24 protein-coding genes, 3 pseudogenes and 1 riboswitch are annotated in these 26,284 nt (G+C 72.9%); of the genes and pseudogenes, 8 read left to right on the plus strand and 19 right to left on the minus strand.

What is annotated here, in order from left to right; all coding sequences use genetic code 11:
• The first annotated feature begins 26 nt into the window (after positions 1–26).
• Complete coding sequence (locus AB0B55_RS23135) at positions 27–479, plus strand: SRPBCC family protein (RefSeq protein WP_357132463.1); 453 nt, start codon at positions 27–29, stop codon at positions 477–479.
• Positions 480–498: 19 nt separating this feature from the next.
• Here the strand turns inward: AB0B55_RS23135 and AB0B55_RS23140 are convergent, their stop codons facing one another.
• The 5 genes and pseudogenes from AB0B55_RS23140 to AB0B55_RS23160 all read right to left on the minus strand — a co-directional run.
• The gene (locus AB0B55_RS23140) at positions 499–1,026 is read right to left on the minus strand and encodes a hypothetical protein (RefSeq protein ID WP_357132466.1); all 528 of its coding nucleotides are present in this window, start codon (positions 1,024–1,026) and stop codon (positions 499–501) included.
• A gap of 93 nt (positions 1,027–1,119) precedes the next feature.
• Positions 1,120–2,148 carry a hypothetical protein gene (locus tag AB0B55_RS23145; RefSeq protein ID WP_357132740.1) on the minus strand — a complete coding sequence of 343 codons (1,029 nt, stop codon included), beginning with the start codon at positions 2,146–2,148 and terminating at the stop codon, positions 1,120–1,122.
• Positions 2,149–2,201: 53 nt separating this feature from the next.
• A riboswitch (cyclic di-AMP (ydaO/yuaA leader) is annotated at positions 2,202–2,333 on the minus strand.
• A gap of 112 nt (positions 2,334–2,445) precedes the next feature.
• Positions 2,446–3,363, minus strand: a complete 918-nt coding sequence (locus AB0B55_RS23150) for a cation diffusion facilitator family transporter (protein ID WP_357132469.1) — start codon at positions 3,361–3,363, stop codon at positions 2,446–2,448.
• Positions 3,364–3,470: 107 nt separating this feature from the next.
• Positions 3,471–5,588 carry an AAA family ATPase gene (locus tag AB0B55_RS23155; protein WP_357173628.1) on the minus strand — a complete coding sequence of 706 codons (2,118 nt, stop codon included), beginning with the start codon at positions 5,586–5,588 and terminating at the stop codon, positions 3,471–3,473.
• A gap of 215 nt (positions 5,589–5,803) precedes the next feature.
• Positions 5,804–6,706 (minus strand): annotated as a pseudogene (locus AB0B55_RS23160) (alpha/beta hydrolase); the annotation flags it as partial.
• Positions 6,707–6,856: 150 nt separating this feature from the next.
• Here AB0B55_RS23160 and AB0B55_RS23165 point away from each other — a divergent pair.
• Positions 6,857–7,516: a carbonic anhydrase gene (locus AB0B55_RS23165; RefSeq protein WP_357132478.1), complete on the plus strand. Its 660-nt coding sequence runs from the start codon at positions 6,857–6,859 to the stop codon at positions 7,514–7,516.
• Between the two features lie 62 nt (positions 7,517–7,578).
• On the opposite strand, the gene AB0B55_RS23170 is transcribed toward AB0B55_RS23165, so the two are convergent.
• Complete coding sequence (locus tag AB0B55_RS23170; protein WP_355051393.1) at positions 7,579–7,908, minus strand: hypothetical protein; 330 nt, start codon at positions 7,906–7,908, stop codon at positions 7,579–7,581.
• 307 nt (positions 7,909–8,215) lie between these two features.
• On the opposite strand from AB0B55_RS23170, the gene AB0B55_RS23175 reads away from it, so the two are divergent.
• Together AB0B55_RS23175 and AB0B55_RS23180 are read left to right on the plus strand one after the other, a co-directional pair.
• Entirely contained in the window at positions 8,216–8,707 is a 492-nt protein-coding gene (locus AB0B55_RS23175; protein ID WP_357132482.1) for a DUF3145 domain-containing protein, read from the plus strand.
• A 96-nt stretch (positions 8,708–8,803) separates the two neighbouring features.
• Complete coding sequence (locus AB0B55_RS23180; protein WP_357173631.1) at positions 8,804–10,537, plus strand: glycoside hydrolase family 3 N-terminal domain-containing protein; 1,734 nt, start codon at positions 8,804–8,806, stop codon at positions 10,535–10,537.
• 32 nt (positions 10,538–10,569) lie between these two features.
• Here the strand turns inward: AB0B55_RS23180 and AB0B55_RS23185 are convergent, their stop codons facing one another.
• The 3 genes from AB0B55_RS23185 to AB0B55_RS23195 are packed head-to-tail and all read right to left on the minus strand — an operon-like array spanning position 10,570 to position 12,784.
• Positions 10,570–10,863 carry a DUF1330 domain-containing protein gene (locus AB0B55_RS23185; protein WP_357173634.1) on the minus strand — a complete coding sequence of 98 codons (294 nt, stop codon included), beginning with the start codon at positions 10,861–10,863 and terminating at the stop codon, positions 10,570–10,572.
• Between the two features lie 32 nt (positions 10,864–10,895).
• Positions 10,896–12,329 (minus strand): MFS transporter, encoded by a 1,434-nt coding sequence (locus AB0B55_RS23190; protein WP_357173637.1) that lies wholly within the window; start codon positions 12,327–12,329, stop codon positions 10,896–10,898.
• Complete coding sequence (locus AB0B55_RS23195) at positions 12,326–12,784, minus strand: MarR family transcriptional regulator (protein ID WP_357173640.1); 459 nt, start codon at positions 12,782–12,784, stop codon at positions 12,326–12,328. The genes AB0B55_RS23190 and AB0B55_RS23195 overlap by 4 nt, the downstream gene beginning before the upstream one ends.
• A gap of 99 nt (positions 12,785–12,883) precedes the next feature.
• Between AB0B55_RS23195 and AB0B55_RS23200 the strand changes: the two genes are divergently transcribed.
• Entirely contained in the window at positions 12,884–13,102 is a 219-nt protein-coding gene (locus tag AB0B55_RS23200; protein WP_355051399.1) for a hypothetical protein, read from the plus strand.
• Between the two features lie 88 nt (positions 13,103–13,190).
• Here AB0B55_RS23200 and fabF read toward each other — a convergent pair whose 3' ends face one another.
• From fabF to AB0B55_RS23230, 6 genes and pseudogenes are all read right to left on the minus strand, one after another.
• Positions 13,191–14,417: a beta-ketoacyl-ACP synthase II gene (fabF, locus tag AB0B55_RS23205; protein WP_357132496.1), complete on the minus strand. Its 1,227-nt coding sequence runs from the start codon at positions 14,415–14,417 to the stop codon at positions 13,191–13,193.
• Between the two features lie 2 nt (positions 14,418–14,419).
• Complete coding sequence (locus AB0B55_RS23210) at positions 14,420–14,659, minus strand: acyl carrier protein (RefSeq protein WP_007463517.1); 240 nt, start codon at positions 14,657–14,659, stop codon at positions 14,420–14,422.
• Positions 14,660–14,746: 87 nt separating this feature from the next.
• Positions 14,747–15,691, minus strand: coding sequence for a beta-ketoacyl-ACP synthase III (locus AB0B55_RS23215; protein ID WP_357132499.1), 945 nt, complete (start codon positions 15,689–15,691; stop codon positions 14,747–14,749).
• A gap of 38 nt (positions 15,692–15,729) precedes the next feature.
• A pseudogene (locus AB0B55_RS23220) lies at positions 15,730–16,644 on the minus strand (ACP S-malonyltransferase); the annotation flags it as partial.
• A gap of 78 nt (positions 16,645–16,722) precedes the next feature.
• A complete protein-coding gene (locus tag AB0B55_RS23225) occupies positions 16,723–18,015 on the minus strand; it encodes a helix-turn-helix domain-containing protein (protein ID WP_357132742.1) in 1,293 nt (430 codons plus the stop codon).
• 20 nt (positions 18,016–18,035) lie between these two features.
• Positions 18,036–18,875: a septum formation family protein gene (locus AB0B55_RS23230; protein WP_357173643.1), complete on the minus strand. Its 840-nt coding sequence runs from the start codon at positions 18,873–18,875 to the stop codon at positions 18,036–18,038.
• 190 nt (positions 18,876–19,065) lie between these two features.
• On the opposite strand from AB0B55_RS23230, the pseudogene AB0B55_RS23235 reads away from it, so the two are divergent.
• Positions 19,066–19,601 (plus strand): annotated as a pseudogene (locus AB0B55_RS23235) (hypothetical protein).
• A 104-nt stretch (positions 19,602–19,705) separates the two neighbouring features.
• On the plus strand, positions 19,706–20,029 hold the full coding sequence (locus tag AB0B55_RS23240) for a hypothetical protein (protein ID WP_357173645.1): 324 nt from the start codon (positions 19,706–19,708) through the stop codon (positions 20,027–20,029).
• Between the two features lie 150 nt (positions 20,030–20,179).
• Here AB0B55_RS23240 and AB0B55_RS23245 read toward each other — a convergent pair whose 3' ends face one another.
• Entirely contained in the window at positions 20,180–20,830 is a 651-nt protein-coding gene (locus AB0B55_RS23245; RefSeq protein ID WP_357173648.1) for a hypothetical protein, read from the minus strand.
• Between the two features lie 238 nt (positions 20,831–21,068).
• Between AB0B55_RS23245 and AB0B55_RS23250 the strand changes: the two genes are divergently transcribed.
• Positions 21,069–21,695, plus strand: coding sequence for a copper resistance protein CopC (locus AB0B55_RS23250; RefSeq protein ID WP_357173651.1), 627 nt, complete (start codon positions 21,069–21,071; stop codon positions 21,693–21,695).
• 316 nt (positions 21,696–22,011) lie between these two features.
• On the opposite strand, the gene gltX is transcribed toward AB0B55_RS23250, so the two are convergent.
• From gltX to AB0B55_RS23265, 3 genes are all read right to left on the minus strand, one after another.
• Positions 22,012–23,421 carry a glutamate--tRNA ligase gene (gene gltX / locus AB0B55_RS23255; RefSeq protein WP_357132514.1) on the minus strand — a complete coding sequence of 470 codons (1,410 nt, stop codon included), beginning with the start codon at positions 23,419–23,421 and terminating at the stop codon, positions 22,012–22,014.
• Positions 23,422–23,508: 87 nt separating this feature from the next.
• Positions 23,509–24,786 carry an MFS transporter gene (locus AB0B55_RS23260; RefSeq protein ID WP_357132517.1) on the minus strand — a complete coding sequence of 426 codons (1,278 nt, stop codon included), beginning with the start codon at positions 24,784–24,786 and terminating at the stop codon, positions 23,509–23,511.
• A complete protein-coding gene (locus tag AB0B55_RS23265; RefSeq protein ID WP_357132520.1) occupies positions 24,783–26,132 on the minus strand; it encodes a GH1 family beta-glucosidase in 1,350 nt (449 codons plus the stop codon). Before AB0B55_RS23265 ends, AB0B55_RS23260 begins: the two co-directional genes overlap by 4 nt.
• Between the last annotated feature and the right edge of the window lie 152 nt (positions 26,133–26,284).

Here is a 26,284-nt window from a genome sequence, read left to right on the forward strand (position 1 = left end):
TGCGACCAGCGACGTCGGGAGACGGTGTGTTCGGCAGCGATACCTTCAGCTACACCGTCCAGGCCCGCTGCTCAGTCGCCGAGGCGGCGGCGCTGTTGAGCGACCTGACCCGTCAGGGTGAACTGCATCCCCTGATCGTGCGGGTGCGCGAGGTGCCGCCCCGCCCGGGGGCCCGCGCCAGCTACACGATCAACGACAGGCTGGTCGCCGGCCCGCTGCGCTTTCGCACCACGTACCACGCGGACGTGCTGGTCAGCGAGCCCGACGAGATCGTCACCGTGGCCCGCCAGTGGCCCGCCACCACGGTTCGCAACCACACCCGGCTGCGCGCCGAGCCGGACGGTCTGGTCCGCATCGACGTCGACATCACCCTGCGCGCGCCGACACCCCTGTTCCGGTACGCCTTCGGTCAGGCCCGCGCCGCCCACCTCGCCCTGGCCGCGCGCCTCGGCGCGGCCCTCGACGACCCCGCGCCGTGAGCCCTCGGTCCCGCGCCCACTACTTCCTTATTGGTGCGTGACGTGGCGTCACGGGGCGCGCAGGGCGATCCCGCGTCGTGCCGCCGGCGGGTCGGCGTCCCCAGGGCTTGTACGTCGACAGGACCGTCGCGATGATCATGAGGCTGGTCGACACCGCGGGCGCGATCACCAGGTCGGCGCGGTCCCGCGTCGGTAGCGCGGCGCCCAGCGCGGCGGCGTGCCGCAGGTTCGGCGTGAGCAGGAACAGCACCAGCCCGACCATCACTGTGGTGATCACGAGCTTGATCACCACCCAGCGGTAGCGCAGCAGGCCCCAGGGGGTGAGCAGCGCGCTGGCGACACCGACGAGCCACACGAGCACGCTCAGCGGCGCGAAGAGCACGGTGCCGACGAGCCCGGCGACCGGGTAGACCACGGCCGGGTCGGCGCCGCGCTGTGCCGCGATGCCGAGGGTGAGTAGCACCAGGTCGGCCCCGAGCCAGCCGAGGGAGGTGACCAGGTGCAGGGTGAGCAGGGCCTTGCGCGTGCGGGGCGCGATTCGCGGCATACCCGAATGCTCCCGGCCCGACCCCGCGTGGTCGTCCGACCAGCGACGACGTCCGGGGTACGCCCGCTGACGTACCCCGGACGGCGTCGGTGGTCAGTACACCGACAGGTGCACGTGGTTGGTGTGGTCGCTGGAGGGGTCGCCGTTCCCCCCGCTGTACGACTTCCAGCCGCTGCTGGGTAGCCAGATCTGCTTGAACCAGATCACGTAGAGCACCGCGAGCCGGTCGGCGTTGCGGATGAAGTACGCGGCCAGGTTGTTGCCGTACGTCTTGTCGCCGCCGGTGGCGATGCCGCCGAAGCCACCCTTCTGCGCGGCGAAGTCGCAGGCCCGGCCCTTGGGGTGCTCGCCCGAGCCGCCGTTGCGGTGACAGGAGACGTACCGGGTGAAGCCGGCGGCCTTGGCCTGGTTGAGCGCGTGCAGGGTGCGGGGGGTGATGCAGCCGCTGGCCGGGGTGGGGTCGTTGATGCTGCACGACTCGGATGGCCAGGAGCCGTCGGAGTTGCGCGGTGCGGGCTGGGCGTTGGCGGTGGAGGTGCCACGGTTGGAGCCGGTGTCGGTGTCGGCGGCGGCGCTGGCGCGTGCCTTGTCGTTGGCGACCGTCAGGGCCCGCTCGGCCTGCTCCTTGCGCTTGGCCATCACCTCGACCTGCTTACGCTGCTCCCGGATCTCGCCGTCGAGGGCGACGCGGGTGCGGTTCGCCTCGTCCCGGGTGGCGTGCAGGTCGCGCAGCACCCGGTCCTCGTTGGCGGCCACCACGTCGAGGGCGGCCGCCCGGTCCATGAAGCCCTCGGGGGTGTTGCTGTTGAGCAGGGCCGAGACGGTGCTGAGTCGGCCGGTGCGGTACGCGACGCCGGCGATCTCGCCGACCTTGCCGTTGCGTACGGTCATCTCGGCCTCGGTGTCCTTCAGCTTGACCGCGAGCTGCTGTTGCCGCTGGATGGAGGTGTCCAGCGCGCGCTTCGCGTCCAGGTAGCCCTTGCTGGCCGCCTCGAGCTGGGCCCGTAGCGCCGGGGTGCCGCCCTCCTCGTCGCCGTCGGGCGCGGCGGCGGCCCGCAGGCCGGCGGGGGGAGCGGCGGTGGCGGCGCCGACCGGAAGCGCGACGCCGAGGGTGACCATCATGACGATCAGTGCCGCAAGCCGGGCGGCGGGTGGTCGTGCTGGTGCCACTACGCATGTCCTTCCGTCAGCCGCCGACCGGGTTAGCTGACGGGTTCGGGACGGAAGATCCCTACCGCTGACGCGGATGCACCCCAGGAACATGGTTCCCCGGTTCGCCCTGTCGGGCGATTAGGCGACGGCCGCCACCGGCGCCGGGAGGCGCCGCCGGGTGGTGGCCGGGACAGAGCCTACCGGTGCTGGTGGGGTCTGTGCAGCCGATGTGACGGAAGGTGCCGGCACCATCGCGAAGGATGACGGTCACCACTCGACGGAACCGCAGGCGCCCGGGGCGGCACCGGGTTCGGTCTGCAGCGTGGCGTGCTCGATGCGGAAGTCGTCCCGCAGGGCGGTACGCGCCGCGGTGAGCACCGCGCCGACCTCCGCGCCGGGCGCCATGGTCAGGTGCGCGGAGGCCACCTCCATGCCCGAGGTGAGCGTCCAGACGTGCAGGTCGTGCACCTCGACCACGCCGGGCACCGCGGCCAGTCGGTCGTGCACGGCGGTGACCTGGAGGTGTTCCGGGGCGGCCTGCACGAGGATGCGTACGGCGGCCCGCCCCAGCCGCCAGGTGCGCGGCAGGATGAACACGCCGATCGCGACCGCGACCAGCGGATCGGCCCACCACCAGTCGGTGACGGCGATGAGCAGCGCAGCGCCGATCACGCCGAGCGAGCCGAGCAGGTCGCCCAGCACCTCCAGGTAGGCGCCCTGGAGGTTGATGCTCTCCCGGGCGCCGGCGCGCAGCAGCCCGAAGGCGACCACGTTCGCGAGCAGGCCGAGGATGGCCACCGTGAGCATCGGACCGCTGAGCACCCGGTGCGGGTCGCCGAACCGGCCGATCGCCTCGATCACCACGTAGACCGCCACGCCGGAGAGCAGGACGGCGTTGGCCAGCGCGGCGAGAACTTCGAGGCGGTAGAGCCCGAAGGTGCGTTGCGGGTCGCCGGTGGCCCGCCGCGTGGCGGTGATCGCGGCGAGCGCCATCCCGATGCCGAGTACGTCGGTGAACATGTGCCCGGCGTCGGAGAGCAGCGCCAGCGAGCCGGTGTGGAAGGCGGTCACCGCCTCGACCACCATCAGGGCAGCGAGCAGTCCGAAGGCCGCCCAGAGCCGTCCGCGATGCTGGTGGGCGGCGTTGGCGACCGACCCGTGGTGGTGGTCATGTCCTGCTCCCACGAGACCCACCCTCCGACGTCGCCCGGGACCCGGTCAAATGTATGCTCACATCGCTATGTGTGCAAGTGTAGGGCGAGGGCCGGCCCCTGGGCGCGCCAACCCGACGGTCAGCCGGTCGGGTCGACGGTGGTGAGCCGCTGGGTTGCCCGGGAGAGCGCCACGTAGAGCGTGCGTACACCCGAGCCCGGATCGGCCCGGATCTCGCTGGGGGCGACCAGCACGACCCCGTCGTACTCCATGCCCTTGGCCTCCAGGCTGGTCACCACCTGCAAGCGCGTCGCGCCGAGCGCGTCGAGCCAGCCGGCGACCTCGTCGCGGCGGGTGACCGGCGTGATCACCCCGACCGTGCCGTCGACCTCGCCCAGCAGGCCGGTGGCCGCCTGTACGGCCGCGGCCTGGAGCCCGGCGGGCGGCACCACCAGCTCGACCGGGTCGACGCCGGTGGAGCGGACGGCCCTCGGCAGGGGCAGGTCCGGATAGAGCCGGCGGATCTCCGCCGCCGCCACCGCGAAGATCTCCGCCGAGTTGCGGTAGTTGGTGGTGAGCGTGAACTCGTGCCGTTTGCGCCGGCCCAGCGCCTGGTCGCGGGAGCGGGTCAGCTCCTCGGGGTCACCGGTCCAGGCGGTCTGCGCCGGGTCGCCCACCACCGTCCACGAGGCCAACCGCCCACGCCGACCGATCATCCGCCACTGCATCGGCGAGACGTCCTGCGCCTCGTCGACGACCACGTGCGCGTACTCCCGGTAGTCCTCCGGCCGCTCCCGGGCCGCCGCGCGGGCGGCCCGCTGCCGGTCGGCCGCGGTGCTCAGCTCACGAACGCCGCCCGCGAGCTGGAACGGGTCGCGCCGGGCCCGCGCCGGTTTCACCGGCTTGCCGAGCAGCGCGTCCAGCTCGTCGAGCAGCGCCACGTCCGCGATGGTCAGGCCCGCACTGTCCAGACTCTGGTACGCCGTGCCGAGCAGCCGGATCTCCGCGCCGGAGAGGATCCCGCCGGCGTACCGGCGCAGCCGATCCGGTCGAGCCAGCCAGCCCAGCACGTGCCGGGGGTGCAGGCGCGGCCACCAGGCCTTGAGGAACTCCCGGAACTCCGGCCGCTCCGCGATCTCGTCCTCGAAGGCCCGCTGCTCGGGCAGCCGGCCGATGTTCACGCGCCGGGCCTGCGCCCACAGCGCGGCGAAGACACCGTCGAAGCCGGCGCGGCGAACCTCGTTGCGCCGGGCGCCCCGGTGCAGCGCGCGGTCCCGGATCGCGTCCAGCTCGCGGCGGTCCAACCGCAGCAGCCCGCCCCGGTAGAGCAGGCGCAGCTCGCCAGGAGCCCCCGGCACCGCGTCGCGGGCCGCCCGTTCCAGCACCCGGCGCATGCGCAGCGAGCCCTTCACCGCCGCCACCTCGGGCGGGTCGGTTCGGGTGGCCGTCATCCCCGGGAACAGGGTGCCCAGCGAGTGCAGGGTCGCGGTGTCCTCGCCGAGCGACGGCAGCACCGAGGCGATGTACTCGACGAAGACGGTCGACGGCCCGACCACCAGGATGCCGCCACCGGCGTACCGGCTGCGGTCGGAGTAGAGCAGGAAGGCCGCCCGGTGCAGGGCGACCGCCGTCTTGCCGGTCCCCGGGCCGCCCGCGACGATCGTCACCCCGGAGCCGGGCGACCGGATCGCCTCGTCCTGCTCCCGCTGAATCGTCGCCACGATGTCGCGCATGCCGCGACCGGTGGCCCGGGAGAGGGTGGCCAGCAGCGCGCCGTCACCGACGACCGTCATCCCCTCCGGGGCCGCCTCCGGATCGAGCAGGTCGTCCTCGATGCGGGTGACCCGCTCCCGCTGGGACTGGATGGTGCGGCGACGCACCACGCCCAGCGGCTGCGCGGGGGTGGCCTGGTAGAACGCCGACGCGGCCGGCGCCCGCCAGTCGACGACGAGGGTGCTGGCGTCCTCGTCACGGATGCCGAGCCGCCCGACGTGCAGCACCTGCCGGTCGCGCAGGTCCAGCCGGCCGAAGACCAGGCCCTCGTGTTCGGCGTCGAGGGTGTGCCGCCGCTGAGCCGCGTGGAAGACCATCGCGTCGCGTTCGACGAGCGCGCCGAACGTGCCCACCCGCGCCATCCGGTAGCCGTCCCGCTCGGCGCGCACCGCCGACTGCCGTAGCTCGGCCAGTCGGGCGTACACCCGGTCGAGGTGCCGTTGCTCGACGGCGATCTCCTGCTCCAGGGCGGTCTGGTCGGTCAACGCACGCTCCTTCGATGTCGCCGGCAAGCGGCGCGAACCGCGCGGGCCAACCGCAGAAGGGTACGGCCCCCGACCCGACCCGCCGCGCCCGAGGTGCGCGAACGTGCTCAGCGACCCGCCGCGACGGCGCTCACGACCGGCCCGTGCGGCGGGGGTGCGCCGTTCGGGCCGGGCCCGTGCGGCGAGGGTGCGGCGCTGGGGCCGGGCCCGTGCGGCGAGGGTGCGGCGAGCACCCGGCCCAGGACGCCGGTCAGGGCCGCGTTCACCTCAATCGGACGCTCCATCATCAGCATGTGGCCGGCGCCCGGGCAGACGGTCAGCTCGGTGGCCGGCAGGACGGCGGCGATCGACTCGGCGCACGGCGGCGGGGTCAGCCGGTCCCGGTCACCGACCAGGGCGGCGGCCGGCAGGTGCGCCAGGGCGGCGAGGGTGTCCAGCCGGCGCTGAGCGCCGATCGAGGCGCGGAAACCGCCGATCGAGCGCAGCGAGGCGCGGGCCACCGCCGACGTGACCAACCGGATGTCGGAGGGATCGCAGCGGTCGCCGAAGAGCATCCACCGGATGCTCGGCTGCAGCGCGTTGAGCAGCGCCCGGGGCGCTCGCCACGAGCCGCAGCGGGCCAGCACGCCGGCACCGGTCGTCTCGGCGAGCCGGATCAGCCGGGCGATGCGTGGCGAGAGCCCGTACACGGTGTGCGTGTGCCCCTCGGCGGTGGTCGAGACGAAGACCAGTCCGGCCGTACGCGCGGCGAAGTGCTCCCGGTGGCGGTGCGCGTACTCCATGATCGTCATTCCGCCCATCGAGTGCCCGACCAGAACCACCCGACCGCTCGGCGCGACCGCGTCGAGGACGGCGGCCAGGTCGTCGCCGAGCTGGGCCAGGGTGGCCGTGGGCAGCGCCATGCAGCTCGACCGGCCGTGACCCCGCGCGTCGTAGGTGACCACCCGCACCGAGTCGCCGAAGGACGACGTGAGCGCGTCGAGCTGCCGGTGCCAGCTGCGCCCGTCCAGCGTCCAGCCGTGCAGGAGGACCGCCGTCACCGAGGCGTGCACGGGACCGGTGGTCTCGACGTGCAGCCGTACGCCGTCGGGCATACCGACTTCGAGTCGCTCCGGCATCGCCACCTCCCAGGCTCGCCCCGGCATCACCCGTACCTCCGATACCCGGCGGTAACACCGGCTACCCGTCGGGACGCCACGCCAATCGCGGTCGGGCGAACATTCCCGACCCCGCCCCTGGCCGTGCGCCGGCGGGCCAAGCTGAACGGCATGGAGTCGGCGCGGGCGACGCCGGTTCCGCCGACGGGCGGGTCCGGGGGGCGGGGACGGCAGGCCGGCGGCACGCCCCGGGCCGCGTTGGCCGACCTGCTCGGCGGCAACCGGAGGTTCGTCAGCGGCCAGCCGATCCACGGGCACGACGTCACCGCCGCCGCGGCGGCCGCCTCCGGAGACCAGCAGCCGTACGCGGTGGTCCTCGGCTGCATCGACTCGCGGGTGCCGCTGGAGGCGATCTTCGACCAGACCTTCGGGGCGATCTGCGTGATCCGCACCGGCGGGCACGTGCTCGACCGGGCGGTGTGCGGCTCCATCGAGTACGTGGTGGGGCAGCTCGGCGTGCCGTTGGTCATGGTGCTCGGGCACGAGCGCTGCGGTGCGGTCGGCGCGACCGTGGACGCCCTGCGCACCGGCGAGCGCCCCGGTGGGTCGCTGGCCCACCTGGTCGACGAGATCGCCCCGGCGGTCGTCGAGGTGGGGCTCGACGATCCGGCGGTGCTCGCGCTCACGGTCCGCCGACACGTCCGGCGCACCGTGGACGCGCTGCGCGTCGACGACCTGTTGGCCGGGCCGGTGGCCACCGGCCGGGTGGCCGTGGTGGGCGGCCTCTACGACCTGAGCACCGGCGAGGTTGCTCTGCTCGAAGCGTCCTGACAAACGAACGACCGCCCGCCGGGAACTCCCGGCGGGCGGTCGGTGGTGCGGTGGGGGAGGGCTCAGCCCTCGAAGACGCCGGCCGCGACCAGACGCTTCTCGGTGGCCTCCCAGCCGTCGTTCGGGTGAACGGTGGCCAGGTTGTTGATCTCCGCCCGGATCTTGGCGGCGTGGCCGGCGGCGGCCAGCGCCCGGATCTCCTCGACGAACGCGTCGGAGTCGGTACGCAGGTGCGCGGTCTTGCCGTTGGTCAGGTTACGCACGTAGGCGTGCTTGCCGCCGTTGAGCGGGATGAGGTACTTGAACTCGCCCAGCACGCTGAGGGCGCCACCCTGGCCAGCCTGGCCGGCCCGGACGGACGCGCGCGCGGTCTTAGAGGTGTTGCTCGCCACGGAGGTACTCCTTGCAAGACGTACGGGAGGACTGGACGTCCGGGGGCTGTGTGCGGGTGACACTGCGTCGGCCCGCAGAGGTGGAACGCGGCAGAAGCCGCCGATGGAACTGTACATGACCACGACATCAGGCTGGTCGTCGCGGTGTCCTGAGAGGCAACGGAGACCACCCGTCCGGCTATTCCGGGTGGCGTTTTTTCCGATTCTCTGGCGCACCATCCGTCACACGAGTCATCATGTGTTGCAGCAACCACTCGGGTGGACGAGGTCGTAGGGGAAGACGCACCTCGCTCTCCGGGAGGTCACCGTGCCAACGCGTGGCGTCGTATACGTCCACTCGACCCCGCTCGCCGTGTGCTCGCACGTCGAGTGGGCGATCGCGCGCGTCCTAGCCGCGCCGGTCAACCTGCAGTGGACGGCTCAGCCCGTCGACCCCGGCGCCCGCCGGGCCGAGTGTGGGTGGACCGGCCGTCCGGGAACGGGCGCCGAGCTGGCTGCTGCCCTCCGGCAGTGGCCCATGATCCGTTTCGAGGTCACCGAGGAGCCGAGTCCCGGCGTCGACGGTGAGCGTTTCATGTACGTGCCGGCCCGTGGCCTGTTCCGGGCCACCGTCGGGGCGGCCGGTGACATCCAGCTCGGCGAGGACCGGCTGCGGACCCTGATGGCCTCCGCCCGTGCCCCGGAGGCGTTGTCGCACGCCCTTGACAAGGCGCTCGGCACCGCGTGGGACGCGGACCTGGAGCCCTACCGGTACGCCGGTGACGGCGCACCGGTGACGTTGCTCACCCGAGTCGGCTGACGGCGGGGCCGCACGCGCTGCGGACCTGGGTGTTGCGTCACCCTCACGCTGGCGACCGGTAAGGTCAAGTTGCCCCGATAAGGGGGAACTGGTGGGATGGTCGGCGTGCCGATTCGCCCGCGACACGCAGGTGTCGCCGTCGCCGCCCTGACCGCCCTGATCGTCTCCGGCTGCTCGGGTACCCCGGATCGTCCCGACCCGACGCCCGGCCCGACCGGCGCGTCGGCGGCCCCGAGCGCACCCGCCTCGCCGCCGACCGACGACCCGGCCGCGCGGGCCGCCGCGCTGGTCGCGACGCTCTCCGACGAGGACCTGGTCGGGCAGGTGCTGATGCCCTACGCGTACGGCGACTCGGCCACCAAGGTCTCCACCGGCTCGGCGGCCGGCAACCAGGCGCTCGCCGGCGTCGACACCCCCGCCGAGATGATCGCCAAGTACCGGCTCGGCGGGCTCATCCTGGTCGGCTTCAGCGCCGACGACCCGACCAAGGGCAACCAGGAGACGACAAACGTCGACAACCCGAAGCAGGTCCACGACCTGACCACCGGGCTGCGGGGGGCCGCCGGACGGCTGGCCGCCGGCCCGGCGCCCTTCCTGATCGGCACCGACCAGGAGTACGGCGTGGTCACCCGCGTCACCGACGGCGTCACCATCCTGCCCAGCGCCCTCGCGGCGGGTGCCGCCGGTGACCCGAAGCTGACCGAGGCCGCCTGGCAGGCCGCCGGCGCCGAACTCGCCGCGATGGGCATCAACATCGACTTCGCCCCGGTCGCCGACGTGCTGGCAACCCGCAGCACGGTCATCGGCTCCCGGTCGTTCGGCGCCGACCCGAAGATCGCCGCCGCGCAGGTCGGCGGCGCGGTCCGGGGCCTACAGGCCAGCGGCGTCGCGGCCACCCTGAAGCACTTCCCGGGGCACGGCCACAGCGCGGACGACTCGCACAAGGACCTGCCGGTGCTCACCCAGTCCGCGGCGACGCTGCAGAGCGGCGCGTGGCCGCCGTTCAGCGCCGGTTTTGACGCGGGCGCGATGGCCGTGATGTCCGGCCACCTGGACGTGCAGGCCATCGACCCCGGCACCCCGGCGACCTTCTCCCACAAGCTGCTCACCGACGTGCTGCGTGGTCAGCTCGGCTTCAAGGGCGTGGTGATCACCGACGGGATGAACATGCCGCCGGCGAAGCGGTGGGCACCCGGCGAGGCCGCCGTCCGCGCGCTGAACGCCGGCAACGACCTGATCCTCATGACCCCGAACGTCGGTCAGGCGTACGACGGGCTGCTCGCCGCCCTGCGTGGCGGGTCGCTGCCCCGGGCCCGGCTCGTCGACGCGGTCACCCGGATCCTGACCATGAAGTTCCGGCTGGCGGCGGGACCCGCCGAGCCGATGTCCACGCTCAACACCCCGGCGCACCGGGCGGCGGCGGACGCGCTGGCCGCCGGAGCGGTCACCGTGTTGCGGGGGGCCTGCGGCGGCGCGGTGCACGGCCCCGTCGCCGTCACCTCCTCCGGCGGCCGGGACGGCACCCGGGCGGCGCTCACCGCCGCGCTGACCGCGGCCGGCGTGACGGTGAAGCCGAGCGGCGGGACGGTGGTGCACCTGGTCGGCTACGGCGACGGGGAGAAGGACCTGAGCGCCAGTGCGGCGGTCACCGTCGCCATGGACACGCCGTACGTGCTGGCCAAGGCCAAGTCGCCGACGCTGCTGGCCACGTACTCCTCCAGCCGGGCGTCGATGACCGCGCTCGCCGCCGTACTGGCCGGCAAGGCCCGCCCGGGTGGCCGGTCACCGGTGGTGGTGCCCGGACTGCCGGCCACCACCTGCAAGAGCTGACGGCACCGGCAGGAGATCCGACCGCGACTCGGTCAGTCGATGCCCTCGACGATGCGGAAGTCGCGCTCGACGCCGTCGGAGAGTGCGGCCAGCGCCTCCTGGTAGGCCGCACTCTCGTGCGCCGCGACGGCCTGCTCGAAGCTGTCGAACTCGATCAGGACCGTACGCTCGGCGATTCCGGCGTCGTACGCGGCGATCCGACCGCCACGGACGAGGACCCGACCGCCCCCGGCCCGGACAGCGGGACCGGCCAGCTCGTTGTAGGCGGCCAGCTTCTCGGGGTCGGAAATGGTGCGGTAGGCGCTGACCCAGTAGCCCTTAAGCATGGAACCTCCTGTGGTGGGGGAGTGCGTCCGACTCACGTGTTGGTCGTGGCCGAGCGTCGCCGGGCGAGAGCGAGGCTCGTCAGCGTCGCGATCGCCATGGCGCCGATCCCGACCATCGCCGCGGTGCGGTAGGCGCGGTCGTCGGGAAAGAGGTGGCCGGGGCGGGTGCCCGCGGCGAGGACCAGGCCGCCGACAGCGCTGCCCAGGGAGTACCCGACGCTGCGGACGACGTAGTTGAAGCTCATGGCGCTCGACGTCTCGCTCCTGACAGTGGCGGCCAGGATGACACCGGGCATCGCGGCCGAGAAGCCGCCGACGCCGAAGCCGAGCACGCCCATCGCCGCGAACAGTTCGGCCAGGTTCGACCGGGCCGCCGCGAACAGGGTGAACCCGACGCCGACCACGACAGCGCTGCCGGCCAGGAGCAGGGGGTCGGCGACCCGCGTGCGGATCCGCGGCGTGAGCTTGCCGGCGACGAACCCCAGCACCGAGAACGGGATCAGGACCAGCCCGGCGACGAAGGTCGTCAGCCCGAAGCCGTAGCCGACGCCGGGCGGCGTCTGCGCGTACCGGGTGATGAGCGTGAGCAGGAGGTACATGCCGATCCCGGCGACGAACATGGCGAGATTCGCCCCGGCGACCGCCGGGTGCCGTACCGCCCGCACATCGACCAGGGGCGTCGGGCTGCGCAGCTCGATGACGGCCCAGACGCAGAGCAGCACCACCGCGACGACGGCGAGGCCCGCCGCCACGGCGAGGTGCCTGCTCCACAGGTTCCGCTCACCGGCGAGGAACAGCACCAGGAGCAGCGCAGCGCTCAGGACGACCGCGCCTGCCACGTCCACGTGGGCGGACCGGCCTTCGGGAGCTTCGGGCATGGCGCGCCACGCGGTCAGGAGGGCGGCGGCGGTGACGACCAGGCCGAGGCCGTAGGCGGCCCGTACTCCGCCGAGCTCGGCGAGCAGGGCGGCCAGCGGGTAGCCGACGCCCGCGCCGATGATCGAGACCACCGAGATCAGAGCGATCACGGCCGCGCCGCGCTCCTCGGGGAGGTGGTCCCGGGCCACGCCCATCATCAGCGCCGTGAGCCCGAGCCCGACGCCCTGGGCCGCCCGGCCGGTCAGTAGCCACGCGAACGGCAGTGGCAGCACGGTGAGCGCGCTGCCGGCGACGACGACGGCCAACGTGGCGAGGATCGTGGCCCGTCGGTGTGGACCGGCTCCGAGCCGGCCCAGGACCGGCGTGGCGACGGCGCCGCTGAGCAGCGCGACGGTCAGCGTCCACTGCGCGCTGCCGAGCGAGACGTGGAACGACGTCGCCACGCTGGTGATGAGCGGCGTACCGAGGCTGGCGACCGCCGCCACGACCAGGGCGATGAACATCAGGGCGGGGACCAGCAGCCGCGTCTCGGAGCGGGGCACCGGGAATGCCTTCGGCGCGCCCCCGCCGATCGGTTGCCCGGTCACCGCTTCGGCCCTTCGCGGTCCTGTCCTTCGAGCGCTGCCAGATGCTCCAGCGCCGGCAGGGCCGCCACCAGCGCCTCGACCTCGTCGCCGGTGAGCCGGCCGATCAACCGCTCGAACGCGTGGATCCCCGCCTGGCGGCGCGTCCGGACATAGGAGGCGCCGGCTTCGGTCAGGCACACCAGCGTGACCCGCTTGTCGGACGCGTCGCCCCGCCGCTCGACCAGGCCGGATTCCTCCATCACCCGGACCAGGGTGGTCATCGCGGGCTGGGTGACGCCCTCGACCGTGGCCAGATCGGTGATGCGCCGCGGACCCGTCCGGTCCAGGGTCGCCAGGGTGGCGGCAGAGGTCAGGCTCATGTCCCGGGGTAGGCGTCTCGCGGCCCTGGTGGCCAGGCCGTAGAGGGCCGCCCCGATGGCGGCGGACGTGCCAGGAGGAGTGTCTGGACGACTCACGCCAAAAGCATAGCGCTTTTATATTCACGGTCTATGCAATAGGCCGCCGGCCCGGGAATCCGGTCGCGCCGGCACGGCCACCCTGGCAGCGTGTCGCCCATGGGTCAGGCGCAGGGCTTCCGGTACGACCAGCGGGCCGACGGCACGGTGGTGATCACCCACCACGGCCGGGTGGCGGGCACGCTGCGGGGCGCCCGCGCGGCGGAGTTCCTCGCCGAGGTCGACGACGACCCGCAACTGGTGATGGCCCGCTGGACCGGCAACTACCGCCACGGCAACGAGCGCACCGCCCGGCAACACCCCCGCAACCGACGCTGAACACGCGAAAGGGCCCCCTCGCGAGAGGGGACCCTTTCGGTGATCCGCAGATCGGCCAGCTCACGGCCGCTGTCTCACGGCCGCTGTCTCACGGCCGCGCGAAGACCAGCGCCACGTTGTGACCGCCGAAGCCGAACGCGTTGTTCAGCGCGGCGGGGATGTCCATGTGGCGTGCCTTGTGCGCGGCGACCTCCAGGCTGAGCCCGGGCTCCGGGTCGTCCAGGTTGATCGTCGGAGGCACGACGCTGTCGCGGATCGCCAGGATCGTGGCGATCGACTCCAACGCTCCGGCCGCGCCCAGCAGGTGACCGGTCATCGACTTCGTCGCGGCCAGCACCGGGTGGTCGCCGAGCGCCTTGTGCAGCGCGCCGATCTCCAGCATGTCGCCGACCGGGGTCGACGTCGCGTGCGCGTTGACGTGCACGATGTCCTGCTTGGCGATGTCCGCGTCCGCGATCGCCTTGGCGATGGCCCGGATGGCGCCCTCACCCTCGGCGTGCGGTTGCACGATGTCGTACGCGTCAGAGGTGATGCCGGCGCCCGCCAGGCGCGCGTACACCCGGGCGCCCCGGGCCGCGGCGTGGTCGGCCCGCTCCAGCACCACGATGCCGGCACCCTCACCGAGGACGAAGCCGTCGCGGCCGGTGTCCCACGGGCGGGAGGCACGTTCCGGGTCGTCGTTGCGGGTCGACATGGCCCGCATCGAGCTGAAGCCGGCGATCGGCAGCGGGTGGATCACGGCCTCGGTGCCGCCGGCCACCACCACGTCGGCCCGGCCGGCGCGGATGATGTCCAGGCCGAGCGCGATCGCCTCCGCGCCGGTCGCGCAGGCGCTGGCCACCGTGTGCACGCCGGCCTTGGCGCCCAACTCCAACCCGACCCAGGCGGCCGGCCCGTTGGGCATCAACATCGGGATCGTGTGCGGGGACACCCGCCGCGGCCCGGACGCCTCCAGGATGTCGTCCTGGGCGAGCAGGGTGGTGGCGCCACCGATGCCGGAGCCGACGCTGACGGCGAGCCGCTCGGCGTCCAGGCCGGCGTCCGCCAGACCGGCGTCCGCCCAGGCCTGCTGCGCCGCGATGAGCGCGATCGCCTCGGACCGGTCCAGGCGGCGCAGCTTCACCCGGTCCAGCACCTCGGACGGCTCCACGGCCAACTGGGCGGCGATCCGCACCGGCAGTTGCGCGGCCCACTCCTGGGTGAGGGCACTCACCCCGGAGCGGCCGGCGAGCATGGCGTCCCAGGTCGACGCGACGTCCCCGCCAAGCGGGGTCGTCGCGCCGAGCCCGGTGACGACGACGTCAGGACGACTCATGATCAGGACTGCGCCTCGATGAAGCTGACGGCGTCCCCGACGGTCTTGAGGTTCTGCACCTCGTTGTCCGGGATCTTGACGCCGAACTTCTCCTCGGCGGCCACCACGACCTCCACCATGGAGAGCGAGTCGACATCGAGGTCGTCGGTGAAGGACTTCCCCTCGGCCACGTCGTCCGGGTTCACCCCGGCAACCTCTTCGAGGATCTCGGCGAGGCCGGTGGTGATCTCGTCACGGGTCATTGCGGTTGGTTCCTCTCATAGGGGGTTCTCTGGCGGCCGGCGTCGCCGGGCGCCGCTCCTGGAGCGCGTACGCGCCTCAAGGGGGCTTCAGGGGCAGCGGACGACCTGACCGGCGTAGGTCAGGCCACCGCCGAAGCCGAACAGCAGGACCGGGGCGCCCGAGGGCACCTCCCGCCGCTCGACGAGCTTCGACAGGGCCAGCGGGACGCTCGCCGCCGAGGTGTTGCCGGACTCGACGATGTCCTTCGCGATGATCGCGTTGGGGATGTTGAGCCGCTTGGCGATGCCGTCGATGATCCGGGCGTTGGCCTGGTGCGGCACGAACGCGGCCAGCTCCGACGGGTCGACCCCGGCCCGCTCGCACGCCTGCAGGGCCAGCGGCGCGAGCGCGGTGGTGGCCCAGCGGAACACCGACTGGCCCTCCTGCTGGATGTACGGGCGCCAGCCCTCGATGCGTACCGCGTCGCTCTTCTCCGGCGCCGAGCCCCACACCACCGGGCCGATGCCGGCGGGCTCGTCGTCGGCGGTGGCGGTGACCACCGCGGCGCCGGCGCCGTCGCCGAAGATGATGCAGGTGGAGCGGTCGGTCCAGTCGGTGAAGTCGGACAGCTTCTCCGCGCCGATCACGATCGCGTTGCGCGACGCGCCGGCCCGGATGGCGTGGTCGACGGTGCCCAGCGCGTACGCGAAGCCCGAGCAGGCGGTGTTGACGTCGAACGCGCCCGGTGCGGCGATGCCCAGCTTGGCGGCGACCCGGCAGGCCACGTTGGGGCTCCGGTCGATCGAGGAGCAGGTGGCGACCACGACCAGGTCGATGTCGGCGGCGCTGAGCCCGGAGTTGGCCAGCGCCTTACCGGCGGCTGCGGCGGCCATGTCGGCCACCGTCTCGCTGTCGGCGATCCGCCGGGTGGCGATGCCCACCCGGTCGCGGATCCACTCGTCGTTGGTGTCCACCAGTTGGGCGATGTCGTCGTTGGTCACCACCCGGGAGGGCTGGTAGTGCCCCATCGAGACGATGCGACTGCCAGTCATGAGTGTCCTCCGATGGGGGCGAGCGGTTGGCCCGGCGTGGCGTGGCGGGCGATCAGGTCCCGTGCGGCCGGCAGGTCGTCCGGGGTGTTCAGGGTGACGATCTCCGGGGCGCCCTCGCCCCGGAGTTCCCGCTTGACCAGACCGGCGAGGGTGCCGGCCGGGGGCAGCTCGATCACGCCGGTCACGCCGTGCTCGGCAAGGGCGCGCATGCACAGGTCCCAGCGCACCGGCGCGGTGACCTGGCGGACCAGGCGTCGCACGAGCTCGTGCCCGTCGGTGACGGCGGTGCCGTCAAGGTTCGACAGCAGGATCCGCGCCGGGTCGACGGGGGCGATCCCGGCGGCGACGGCGGCCAGCGCGGCCTCGGCCGGGGCCATGTACGGGGTGTGGAAGGCCCCGGCCACCTGGAGGCGGATGACCCGGGTCTTCGCCGGCGGCGCGGCGGCGAACTTGTCCAGGCCGTCCAGCGAGCCGGCGGCGACGATCTGGCCGGCGCCGTTGCGGTTGGCGGGGTGCAGCCCGGCGGCGCTGATCGCGGCCAGCACCTCGTCCGGGTCGCCGCCGAGCACGGCCGCCATCCCGGTCGGCTCCAGCGCGCAGGCGGCGGCCATCTCGCGGCCACGGATGCCGGCGAGGGTGATCGCGGCCTCGGCCGACAGCACCCCGGCCACCGCCGCGGCCCCCAGCTCGCCGACGCTGTGCCCGGCGGTGAGCGCCACGCCGTCCAGCGGCAGGTGCTCGGCGGCGAGCAGCGCCGCCGCGACGAGCAGCGGCTGGGTACGGGCGGTGTCCTTGATCTCGTCCGCGTCGGCGGCGGTGCCCAGGTGCACCAGGTCCACGCCGGCCAGCGCGGACCACCAGCGCAGACGCGCCTCGGTGCCGGTCAGGTCGAGCCAGGGAGTCAGAAAGCCGGGTTTCTGGGAACCCTGGCCGGGACTAAGTACGGCGAGCACGCCTATGACTCTCCCGGATACGCGTGGGTAGCGCTGTGCCGGGGCCGACCAAACCGCACTAGAACCTTTGGAGGTTTCTTACAAAGATCGGCGGGGATCATCGCTGGTTTGGGCGGATTTCCGGGCGGCCGGGGTCAATGTCTGGGTCGGGACCGCCGAGGCCACCGGGACCACCGGGTCCAGCCGACCGACAGTCAACGCCACCTGGAGGGCGAACGCGTCCCGGGGCGACAGCGGCGAGAAACCGGTCACCTCCGCGATCCGGCGCAACCGGTACCGCACCGTGTTCGGGTGGACGAACAGCGCCCGCGCCGCGCTCTCCAGCGTGCCACCGGCGGCCAGGAATGCGTCCAGGGTCTCCAGCAGCTCGCCACCGGCGCGGACCAGCGTCGCGTACACGTCGTGCCGCAGCCGCCGGCGGGCCTCCGCGTCGCCGGCGAGGGCCCGCTCCGGCAACAGGTCGGCAGCGGCCACCGGCCGGGGGGCGGCCGGCCACGCTGGCGCCGCCCGGAAGCCGGACAGCGCCGACCGCGCCGACTCCGTCGCCTCGTCCAGACTGGGTACGGCCGGACCGACCACCACCGGGCCGTCACCGAACGCGTCCAGCAGCTTGCCGGTGGCGCTCAGCGGGTCCGCCGCGCCACCCAGCACGATCACCAACCGATCGCCGTGCACCCCGCCGATCACCTCGACACCGATCCGCCGTGCCAGCCGGTACACCACGTGCAGCACGGCGGAGACCTCCCCGCCCGGGGAGTGGCCGACCGCCACCGCGACCGGTGGCGCGTCCGCCCAGCCCAACGCGGCGGCCCGGCTCGCCAGGACGTCCGGCGAGTCACCCCGCAGCAGCGCGTCGACCAGCAGCGCCTGCAACCGGGCGTCCCACGCGCCGCGCGACTCGGCGGCCCGCGCGTACACCCGGGCGGCGGCGAACGCGATCTCCCGGGAGAAGCGCAGCACCGCCTCGCGTAGCAACTGCTCCTCGCCCTCGGCGGCGAGCTGCGACACCTGTTCCTCGACGACGTCGATGGTCACCTTGATCAGCGCCACGGTCTGCTGGAGGGTGATCGACCGGGCCAGCGCCTGGGGCGCCGCGTCGAACACGTCGTCGGAGACCTCCTGCGTGCTGTCCGCCGTGCCGCCGCCCTCGCGCAGCCACTGCACCAGCGAGCGGGCGCCGGCCTGGGCCACCAGCATCACCCAGGAGCGCTGGTCGGCCGGCAGAGCCCGGAACCACGGCAGCGTCTCGTCCATCCGGGCCACGCTGGCAGTGGCCAACGCTCCCGCCGAACGCTCGATCCGGCGCAGCGTGGCCGCCAGCTCCCCACCCTCGGCCGTGCTCACCCCTCTAGCCTGACACGTCGTGAGCAGGCCACGAACGCCGGCACCGATCAGCGGGGCGGCAGGCCGGTATTCCTGAGGGACCCGTCGAGATGCCGGTTCGGGCTGTGCAGGAAGCAGATGGCGCTGAGTCGGCCAGCGAGCCATTCCGGCTCACTTTCCAGGACGTACGCCAACACCTCCAGCCGGCCCTCCAGGGCGGCCTCTGGCGCACCGACGTACCGGGCGACCGTCGATCGGCATCCCGCCTGCATGACCTCCTCGGTGAGCTCCTCCACCTCCGGGCCGGCCGGCCAGATGCCGGCGAACTCGGTGCCGTGCGGCCCGGTGCAGGAGGCCGGTGGCAGGTCGACCAGGTCGTCGGCGTTCTCCTCGGGCGCGGTGAAGCACGTCAGCCGCAGCGGTGAGTCACCCGTCAGGCCGGCCCGCAGGCTGTTCGCCCGGGGGTTCGGCACCCACCGGTCCAGCGCGAGCATCTCCACCAGGTCACAGCGGTACCACCGTTCGCCCGCCTGCCAACGCGCCGTCGACGGGGTCAGCGTCCGCATCGCCAGTCGTGACTCGCGCCACTCCCCGCCCAGGAAGCGGGCCGCCGCACTGTCGCAGGCATCGTGGAGACGCCACATCGCCTCGGTGTCCGCCGCCGGAGGCGCCGACGCGACACCGTCCGTGCCACGGATGACGCCGACCAGGAACGTCTCCGCCTCGTGCTTGGAGGAGCAGGGGATCGGCGCGTACGTCTCGGGGCTGCGATCGTCGGAGGCGGTGGCATGGCACACTCCCGACGCGGGGGCGAAGGTCGAGCCCTCCGCCTCGGTGGGACCGCTGTCACAGCCGCTCACCCCCACGATCAGCGCCACCAGGACCGTCGTTTCCCACAGGCGTCGCATGTCGTCTCCGTCGGGCAGTGATCATCGGTACCGCTGGCGGGCAGCGTACGACAGGGCAGTCCGGCAGGGTGTCCCCTGTGGAGCAGCCGACTCAGGGTCGCGGCGGCGCGGACAGGCCCAGCCCCCCGGGCCAGGATCGCGGCCCGCACCCGGCTGCGCAGGCTGCCGTCAGGCGACGAGGGGAGCGGCCATGCTGGTCGCGGTGATCATCGGTGGTGAGATCGCGTTCCGGGTGCTGATCGCCGCCGGGCTGGTGGCCCGCTATCCGCTGCGCCGGCCACGGCTCGGCGGGGCGCTGCCGGTCCGCGTACCGCTTGTCGATCTGGCACTGCTCGCCGCGTCGGTGCTCGACCTGCGCGCGGCGCGACCGCGGACCTCGGTCACGGCCCCGCCGCCTACCTCGGCTTCGCGGTGGCCTTCGGGCGCTCGATCGTCCGGTGGCCGGACGAGTGCTTCGCCCACCGGTTCGCCGGTGGCCGGCCGCCCGTGCGGCCTCCTCGCGCCGGCTGGGCCCACGCCCGCCACGGGTGGCGGGAGTGGGCCAGGGCACTCCTCGGCTGGGCCGTCGCGTGCGGCCAGCTCGGTGCGGCGATCCTCTGGGTGAACGACGCGGAAAGAACCCGTGAACTGGGCAACTGGATCCGCAGCCTGACCACCGTGATCCTCATCTGGCTGGTCGCCTTCCCGGTCTGGGCGCCCCTGTTCCCCGGTCGCCCGAAGCGCTGACCCCGGGGTACGCCGTGCACAGGCCGTCGGTCCCGGCCAGTACGGTGACAGGGCACGTACGGGGGGAGCACCTGCGCGTGAGTGCGAGCGTGAGGAGACCGGGGATGGCGCACGGGGAGGCCGAGCACGGCTGCGCCCAGGGCGAGCCCTGCCGCCTGGGGCACCACGACCCGCAGGTGGCAGGCAAGCCTCGCCGGCCCGTCGGCCCGGCGGCTGCGCACCCGAGCGAGGCGTCCACCGGGCGGCCGGACGAGGAGATCCCGCGCCAGCGGGCCGCCGAGCCGGTGGCCCTGGGCGAGCCGGAGCCGGGTGACCCCGCTGGTTGCCTCAGTGAACTTCCTGGATGGGCGGGTGCCCACCGGCACGGCCCGGTCCGGCCACGTCAGCGGGGCACTCGACGGGAGCGCCCGCCGCGCCGCTGGTGCTGACCCTACGGGGGCCGATTGCTGTGGCCCGCTGAACCCGTGCTTTTCGGCGTGCCCGTGCTTTTCGGCGTGCCCGTGCCTTCCGGCGTGCCCGTGCCTTCCGGCGTGCCCGTGCCTTCCGGCGGCCGTCAGCGGGTCCGGCGGATGGCCGCGTCAGCGGGTCCGGCGGCGGATCAGCAGGGCGATCCCGGCGAGGCCGACCGTGATGGTCAGCATCACCCCGACGTTGAGCAGCAGCAGCCGCTGCAACTCACCGAGTGCTTCGTCGATGTCCCGCACCGGATCCATCGTGTCCTCCGGCAGCACCCGCTCGCCGCCGCCCACGCCGCCACTGACCGTGTCGAACTGTCGCTCCAGCGGCACCCCGGCGGTACGCAGCGTCTCGGACATGCTGAGCCGTCCCAGGAACCAGCCAGCGCTGGTCCGGCGACCGTCCGGCTGTTTGGCCGGGCGGTAGACGCGCGGGCCGCCGGCCGCCTTGGGGTAGAGGTCGAAGATCTGCTTCGGGGTCTCCCCGGCGAGCACCACGACCGTGTACTTCGGACCGAGGTCAGCCGCCTTGGGACCGGTCGGCATTCCGGTACGACCGAAGAAGTTGATCTGGTCGATGACCGCGAGGACGTGCGCGGGCTGGGTCTCGGACCGTAGCCGCAGCGGCTCGGTGAGCCCTTCGCCGGTGACGTCCACACCGGCGGGCGCAGGCTTGGGCGCCGCGCTCGCCGGGCCGGCCATGCCAAGCACCAGCACTGCCGCAGCCAGCGTGCCCGCCAGCACGGCGAGCCGGCGCCTCATCTGTCGGACCATCCCGCCTCCTCGCCCCGTTCGATGGATGGCTTCGCCGTGACGTCCGGGTCGGTCGGCCGGTGACGGCACCGACCGGGTCGGTCCCACTCTCACAGACTCCGCAGAACGTCGATGGATTGCAGCTTGTGGAACAGTATTTGGAACTATCTGCGATCTCTGCTCGACTAACGAGGAGCTGTTTGATCAGCGGGCGGATCGTACCCTTACGGAGGGGTTCATGGGGGGCAGGGTTACACGGATGGCACGGCTCGTGCCAGTGGTACTCGGCGTGGCGTTCGGTGTGTCGTTACTGGCCCCGGCGACGCCGGCCGCCGCGCACAACTCGCTGACCGGCAGCGATCCGCCCGACGGCGCCCGGGTGGCCACCGCGCCCACCCGGATCGAGCTACGTTTCCTGGCCAAGCCGCCGCCGGCTACGACGAAGATCACAATAACCGGACCGGACAATGTGGTCGCCGGCGGGCGGCCCACGTTCGACGGCACCCGGGTACGCGTGCCGTTCACGCCCGGCGCGGCGGGGCTCTACGCCGTCGCCTACCAGCTGCCGTCGAACGACGGCCACCCGATCAAGGGCGAGGTGCGGTTCACCCTCACCACCGGCACGGCTGCGGACCCGTCCGCCAGCCCTTCAGCCCTCGGCCCGTCCGGCAGTCCGTCAGTGGCCAGCACCGGCCCGTCAGCGCCCGGCTCGCCCACGGCATCCCCCGCCGGACCCGTGTCGCCGTCGGCCGACACCGTGTCTGCCGTACCGGCCGCCGAGGAACGATCCGACTCGGGGGGCCGCTGGTGGCCCTGGGCACTCGGCGGCGCGCTACTGCTAGCCGCCCTGACGGCCGCCCTGCTGCTCCGCCGCCGAACCCGCTAACCGCCCCGCGTCCCCGCGTCCGCCGATCTTGCACTTCCTGTGGCGACGTAACGGGCATCCAACCCCATACCAACAACCGAAACTGCAAGATCGGCGCGGCGGGGTGCGCAGACGCGACACCGCCTAAAGCGAACCGGCCCCTCGCCGCCCCCGTCCCGCCGCCCCGTCCCCGCCGCCCGCCCAGTCTGGGTCGATCATGGACTTGTGGTGGAGGACAAAGCCGTCATAAGGGTGCCCAACCCGGCACCACAACTCCATGATCGGCGGGGCGGGGCGGGGCGGGGCCGCGAAGCGGCGGAGGCGGCGGCGCAGGGGGTTAGGGGAGGCGGAGGCGGGCTGCGCGCATTCTGGTCAGGGTGCGTTCGCGGCCTAGTACCTCGAGGGACTCGAACAGCGGCAGGCCCACGGTGCGGCCGGTGACCGCGACGCGTACGGGCGCCTGCGTCTTGCCGAGCTTGAGGCCGCGCTCGGCGCCGACGGCCTCCAGCGTCGACTTCAGCGCCTCGGCGTCCCAGGACTCCAGCGCCTCGAAGGCCGCGACCGCGTCGTCCAGCAGTTCGGCGGAGCCGTCCTTCATCGTCTTCGTCCAGGCGGCCTCGTCGATCGTGGGCGAGGCCAGGAAGAGGAAGTCGACGTTCGGCACGATCTCGCTGAGCACCGCGATCCGGGTCTGGGCCAGCGACGCCACGGCGGCGAACGCGTCGGCGTCAAACTCCTCGGGCTGCCATGGCGGCGGCGCGATGGTCCCGGTGCCGGTCAGCCACGGCTGGCAGGCGTCGACGAACTCGGCCACCGGCAGCGCGCGGATGTACTCGCCGTTGAACGCGCGCAGCTTCTTCTCGTCGAAGAACGCGGGGGAGGGGTTGACCTCCTCTAGGCGGAACTCGTCCTCGATGACCGACCAGGGCACGATCTCCCGGTCGCCCGAGGGCGCCCAGCCGAGCAGCATGAGGTAGTTGCGCATCGCGCCGGCGAGGTAGCCCTCGTCGCGGTACGCCTCCAGGGCGACCTTGTCGCGGCGCTTGGAGAGCTTCTGCCGCTTTTCGTTGACGACCACCGGCACGTGCGCCCAGACCGGCGGCTTGACCCCGAGGGCGTCCCACAGGAGCTGCTGCTTGGGCGTGTTGGGCAGGTGCTCCTCGGCACGGATCACGTGGGTGATGCCCATGGTCATGTCGTCCACGACGTTGGCCAGCAGGAACACCGGCGATCCGTCGCCCCGGGCGATGACGAAGTCCTCGATGAGCTTGTTTTCGAAGGTGGGCTCGCCCCGGATCAGGTCGACGACCACGGTCGTGCCCTCGTCGGGCGTACGGAAGCGCAGCGCGTGGCCCGGCCCCGGCCCGAGGCCACGGTCGCGGTGGTAGCCGTCGTAGCCCTGGTACTGCGAGCCGGTGCGGGCCTGTACGTCCTCGCGGGTGCAGTCGCAGTAGTAGGCGCGGCCCGACTCGTAGAGCCGGGTGGCGGCGGCCCGGTGCTCGCCAGCGTTCTCGGACTGGAAGTACGGCCCCTCGTAGCTGCCCCGGGAGATGCCGATCCAGTCCAGCGCGGAGAGGATGCCCTCGGTCCATTCGGGCTTGTTGCGCGCCGCGTCCGTGTCCTCGATGCGGAGCACGAACACCCCGCCCTGCTGCTTGGCGTAGATCCAGTTCTGCAGCGCCGAGCGGGCGCCGCCGACGTGGAACATACCGGTCGGGGAGGGGGCGAAGCGCACACGTACCGTCACGTCCTCCAGCCTACGGCGGCCGTCGACCCGGTAAGGAAGGGCCCCTTCTTATCGCCTCGTGTTGTACAAGGTGCCCTTCCTTACACCTCAGGCGACTGAGCGGATCTTGACCACCAGGGCGCTGCCCACCACGGTGACCACGGCGGTGACCGCGTAGAGCGTCGGATAGCCGCCCAGGTGGACCACGAGCGGGGCGGAGAGCGCCGGACCGAGCACCTGCGGCGCCGAGTTGGCGATGTTGATCACGCCAAGGTCCTTGGCCCGATCGGTGGCGCGTGGCAGCACCTGCGTGATCAACGCGGCATCCACCGAGAGGTAGACGCCGTAACCCGCGCCCAGCAGCAGCGCGGCGACGATCGCCATCGGCCAGGTGGGTGCGACCGCGAGCAACAGCGCGGCCACGGCCATGATCAGCCCGGAGACGATCACGTAGATCTTGCGCCGCCCGGAGCGGTCGGACAGCCGGCCGGAGACCACGGCGGTCAGCATCATGCCCAACGTGTAGAGCAGGATCAGCACCAGCAGGCCGCCCTCGGGGTCGGGATAGTGAACCCCGTCGGTGAGGAAGTACAGCAGGTAGAGGGTGCCCAGCGCGTTGCCGAGCTGGACCAGGAACCGGGTGATCCACGCCCAGGCGAAGTCCGGGTGCCGGCGCGGGCTGATCCACATCGAGGCGAACAGCGTACGGACGCGCAGTGCCGGGCGGTTCGCGCGGGGCAGTGGGTCGTCGGGGGTGAGCAGCGCGAACGGCAGCGACAGCAGCAGGATGGCCACCGCGATCGCCAGGTAGCCGGCGGCGTTCCCGGTGACCACGGCGGTGACCAGCACCGCCCCGAGGACCAGCCCGAGCGCCTGCGGGATGCCCACCCAGCCCGAGACGCTGCCGCGCTGCGTCACCGGCACCCGGTCCGGGATGGCGGCGGTGAGGCTGGCCAGCATCGCGTTGAAGCAGACCTGCGCGGCGACCCAGCCGACGGCGACCCCGAGAATGGTCCGCTGCTGGGCCAGCAGCACCAGCGCCGCCGCGCCGAGCACCGCCCCGCCGGCGGTCCAGACGTGCCGCCGACCGAACTCCCGACCGCCGACCCGCAGGCAGGTCCGGTCGGACAACGCGCCGGCCAGGGGGTTGGCCAGCACCGCCGCCAACGCGCCCAGGCCGGTGACCACGGCCAGCATGGTCTCCTTGTCGCCGGGCGCGATCCGCTCGATCTGCTGCGGCAGCAGCACCTGGATCGGGGTGAAGAACGCCATCCACACGCCCAGGTTGGCGGCGAAGACCAGGCCGATCCAGCCGCGCCGGACCGGCACGGTCGGCTCGGCGAGCGCCGCCGGCAGCGCCGCCGCCGCCGGGTCGACGGTGGTCACCGCGCCGCCCCCGGCGCGCTGCCCGCGATCACGTCCCGCAGCCAGGTGTACGACGACTTCGGCGTACGCCTCTGCGTGGCGTAGTCGACGTGCACCAGACCGAAGCGCTTGGTGAATCCCTCGGCCCACTCCCAGTTGTCCAGCAGCGACCAGACGAAGTACCCGCGGACGTCCACCCCGTCGTCGATGGCGGCCCGGACCGCCCGCAGGTGCCCGTCGAGGTACGCGATCCGTTCCGGGTCGGCCACCTGCCCGTGCGCGTCCGGCTCGTCGTCGTACGCGCAGCCGCCCTCGGTGATCTCGATGGGTGGCAGCGCCTCGCCGTACGTGTTCCGTAGCCAGCGGAGCAGCTCGTGCAGCCCGTCCGGGGCGACCGGCCAGTCGAAGGCGGTACGCGGGTAACCGTCCAGCGGCACCAGGTCGAACGGCAGCGGCGAGCCCTCCTCGGCTGCCCGTACTCCGGTGGGGTTGTAGTAGTTGACCCCGAGCACGTCGATGGGCGCGGCGATGGTGTCCAGGTCGCCGGCGCGGATGACGGTCGGGTCGAGGCCGGGCAGGTCGGGGTACCCGCGTCCGAGCAGCGGGTCGGTGAAGAGCCGGTTGTGCAACGTCTCGTACGCGGCCCCGGCGGCCCGGTCGGCGTCGCTGTCGCCGAGCACCCGCACCGGCGAGTAGTTGTTGGCGATCGCGACGGGGCTGTCGGTGTGCGCCCGCAGCGCCTGTACCGCGAGCCCGTGGCCGAGCAGTTGGTGATGGGCGACCGGGAAGGCGCCGAAGAGGAGCATCTGGCCGGGGGCGTGCACGCCCATGCCGTAGCCGAGGCTCATCTGGATGAACGGCTCGTTGAGGGTGATCCAGAGCCGGACGCGGTCGCCGAGGCGGGCTGCGGTCCGCTCGGCGTACTCGGCGAAGTGGGCGGCGGTGTCCCGGTGCAGCCAGCCGCCGGCGTCCTCGAGGGGTTGCGGCAGGTCCCAGTGGTACAGGGTGGCCACCGGGTCGATGCCGGCGGCGAGCAGGTCGTCGACCAGCCGGTCGTAGAAGTCCAGGCCGGCGGCGTTGGTCGCGCCGCTGCCGTCCGGCTGCACGCGGGGCCAGGCGATCGAGAACCGGTACGCCCCGACGCCCAGCCCGGCCATCAGCGCGACGTCCTCGGCGTACCGGTGGTAGTGGTCGCAGGCGACCGCGCCGCTGCTGCCGTCGCTGATCCGGCCCGGCTCGCGCGCGTAGGTGTCCCAGATGGACGTTCCGCGTCCGTCGGCCGTGGTGGCGCCCTCGATCTGGTGGGCCGAGGTGGAGACGCCCCAGCGGAAGCCGTCGGGGAACTCGGGCATCGGTGCGGTCGACATGCGCTCTCCCGGTGAACGTGAAACGTGTTCGGGACTCTAGGACGCTGTCGATGAATGCGCCATAGGTCGGGCTGGCGTAATCCGCAATGGTTGATCGGCGTGTCTTTTTCCGAACCCGTCCAGGTAAGTCCGATTTGACGCATAGAGTGCCG

The sequence above is a fragment of the Micromonospora sp. NPDC049107 genome (assembly GCF_040648595.1).
Taxonomy (GTDB): Bacteria; Actinomycetota; Actinomycetes; order Mycobacteriales; family Micromonosporaceae; genus Micromonospora.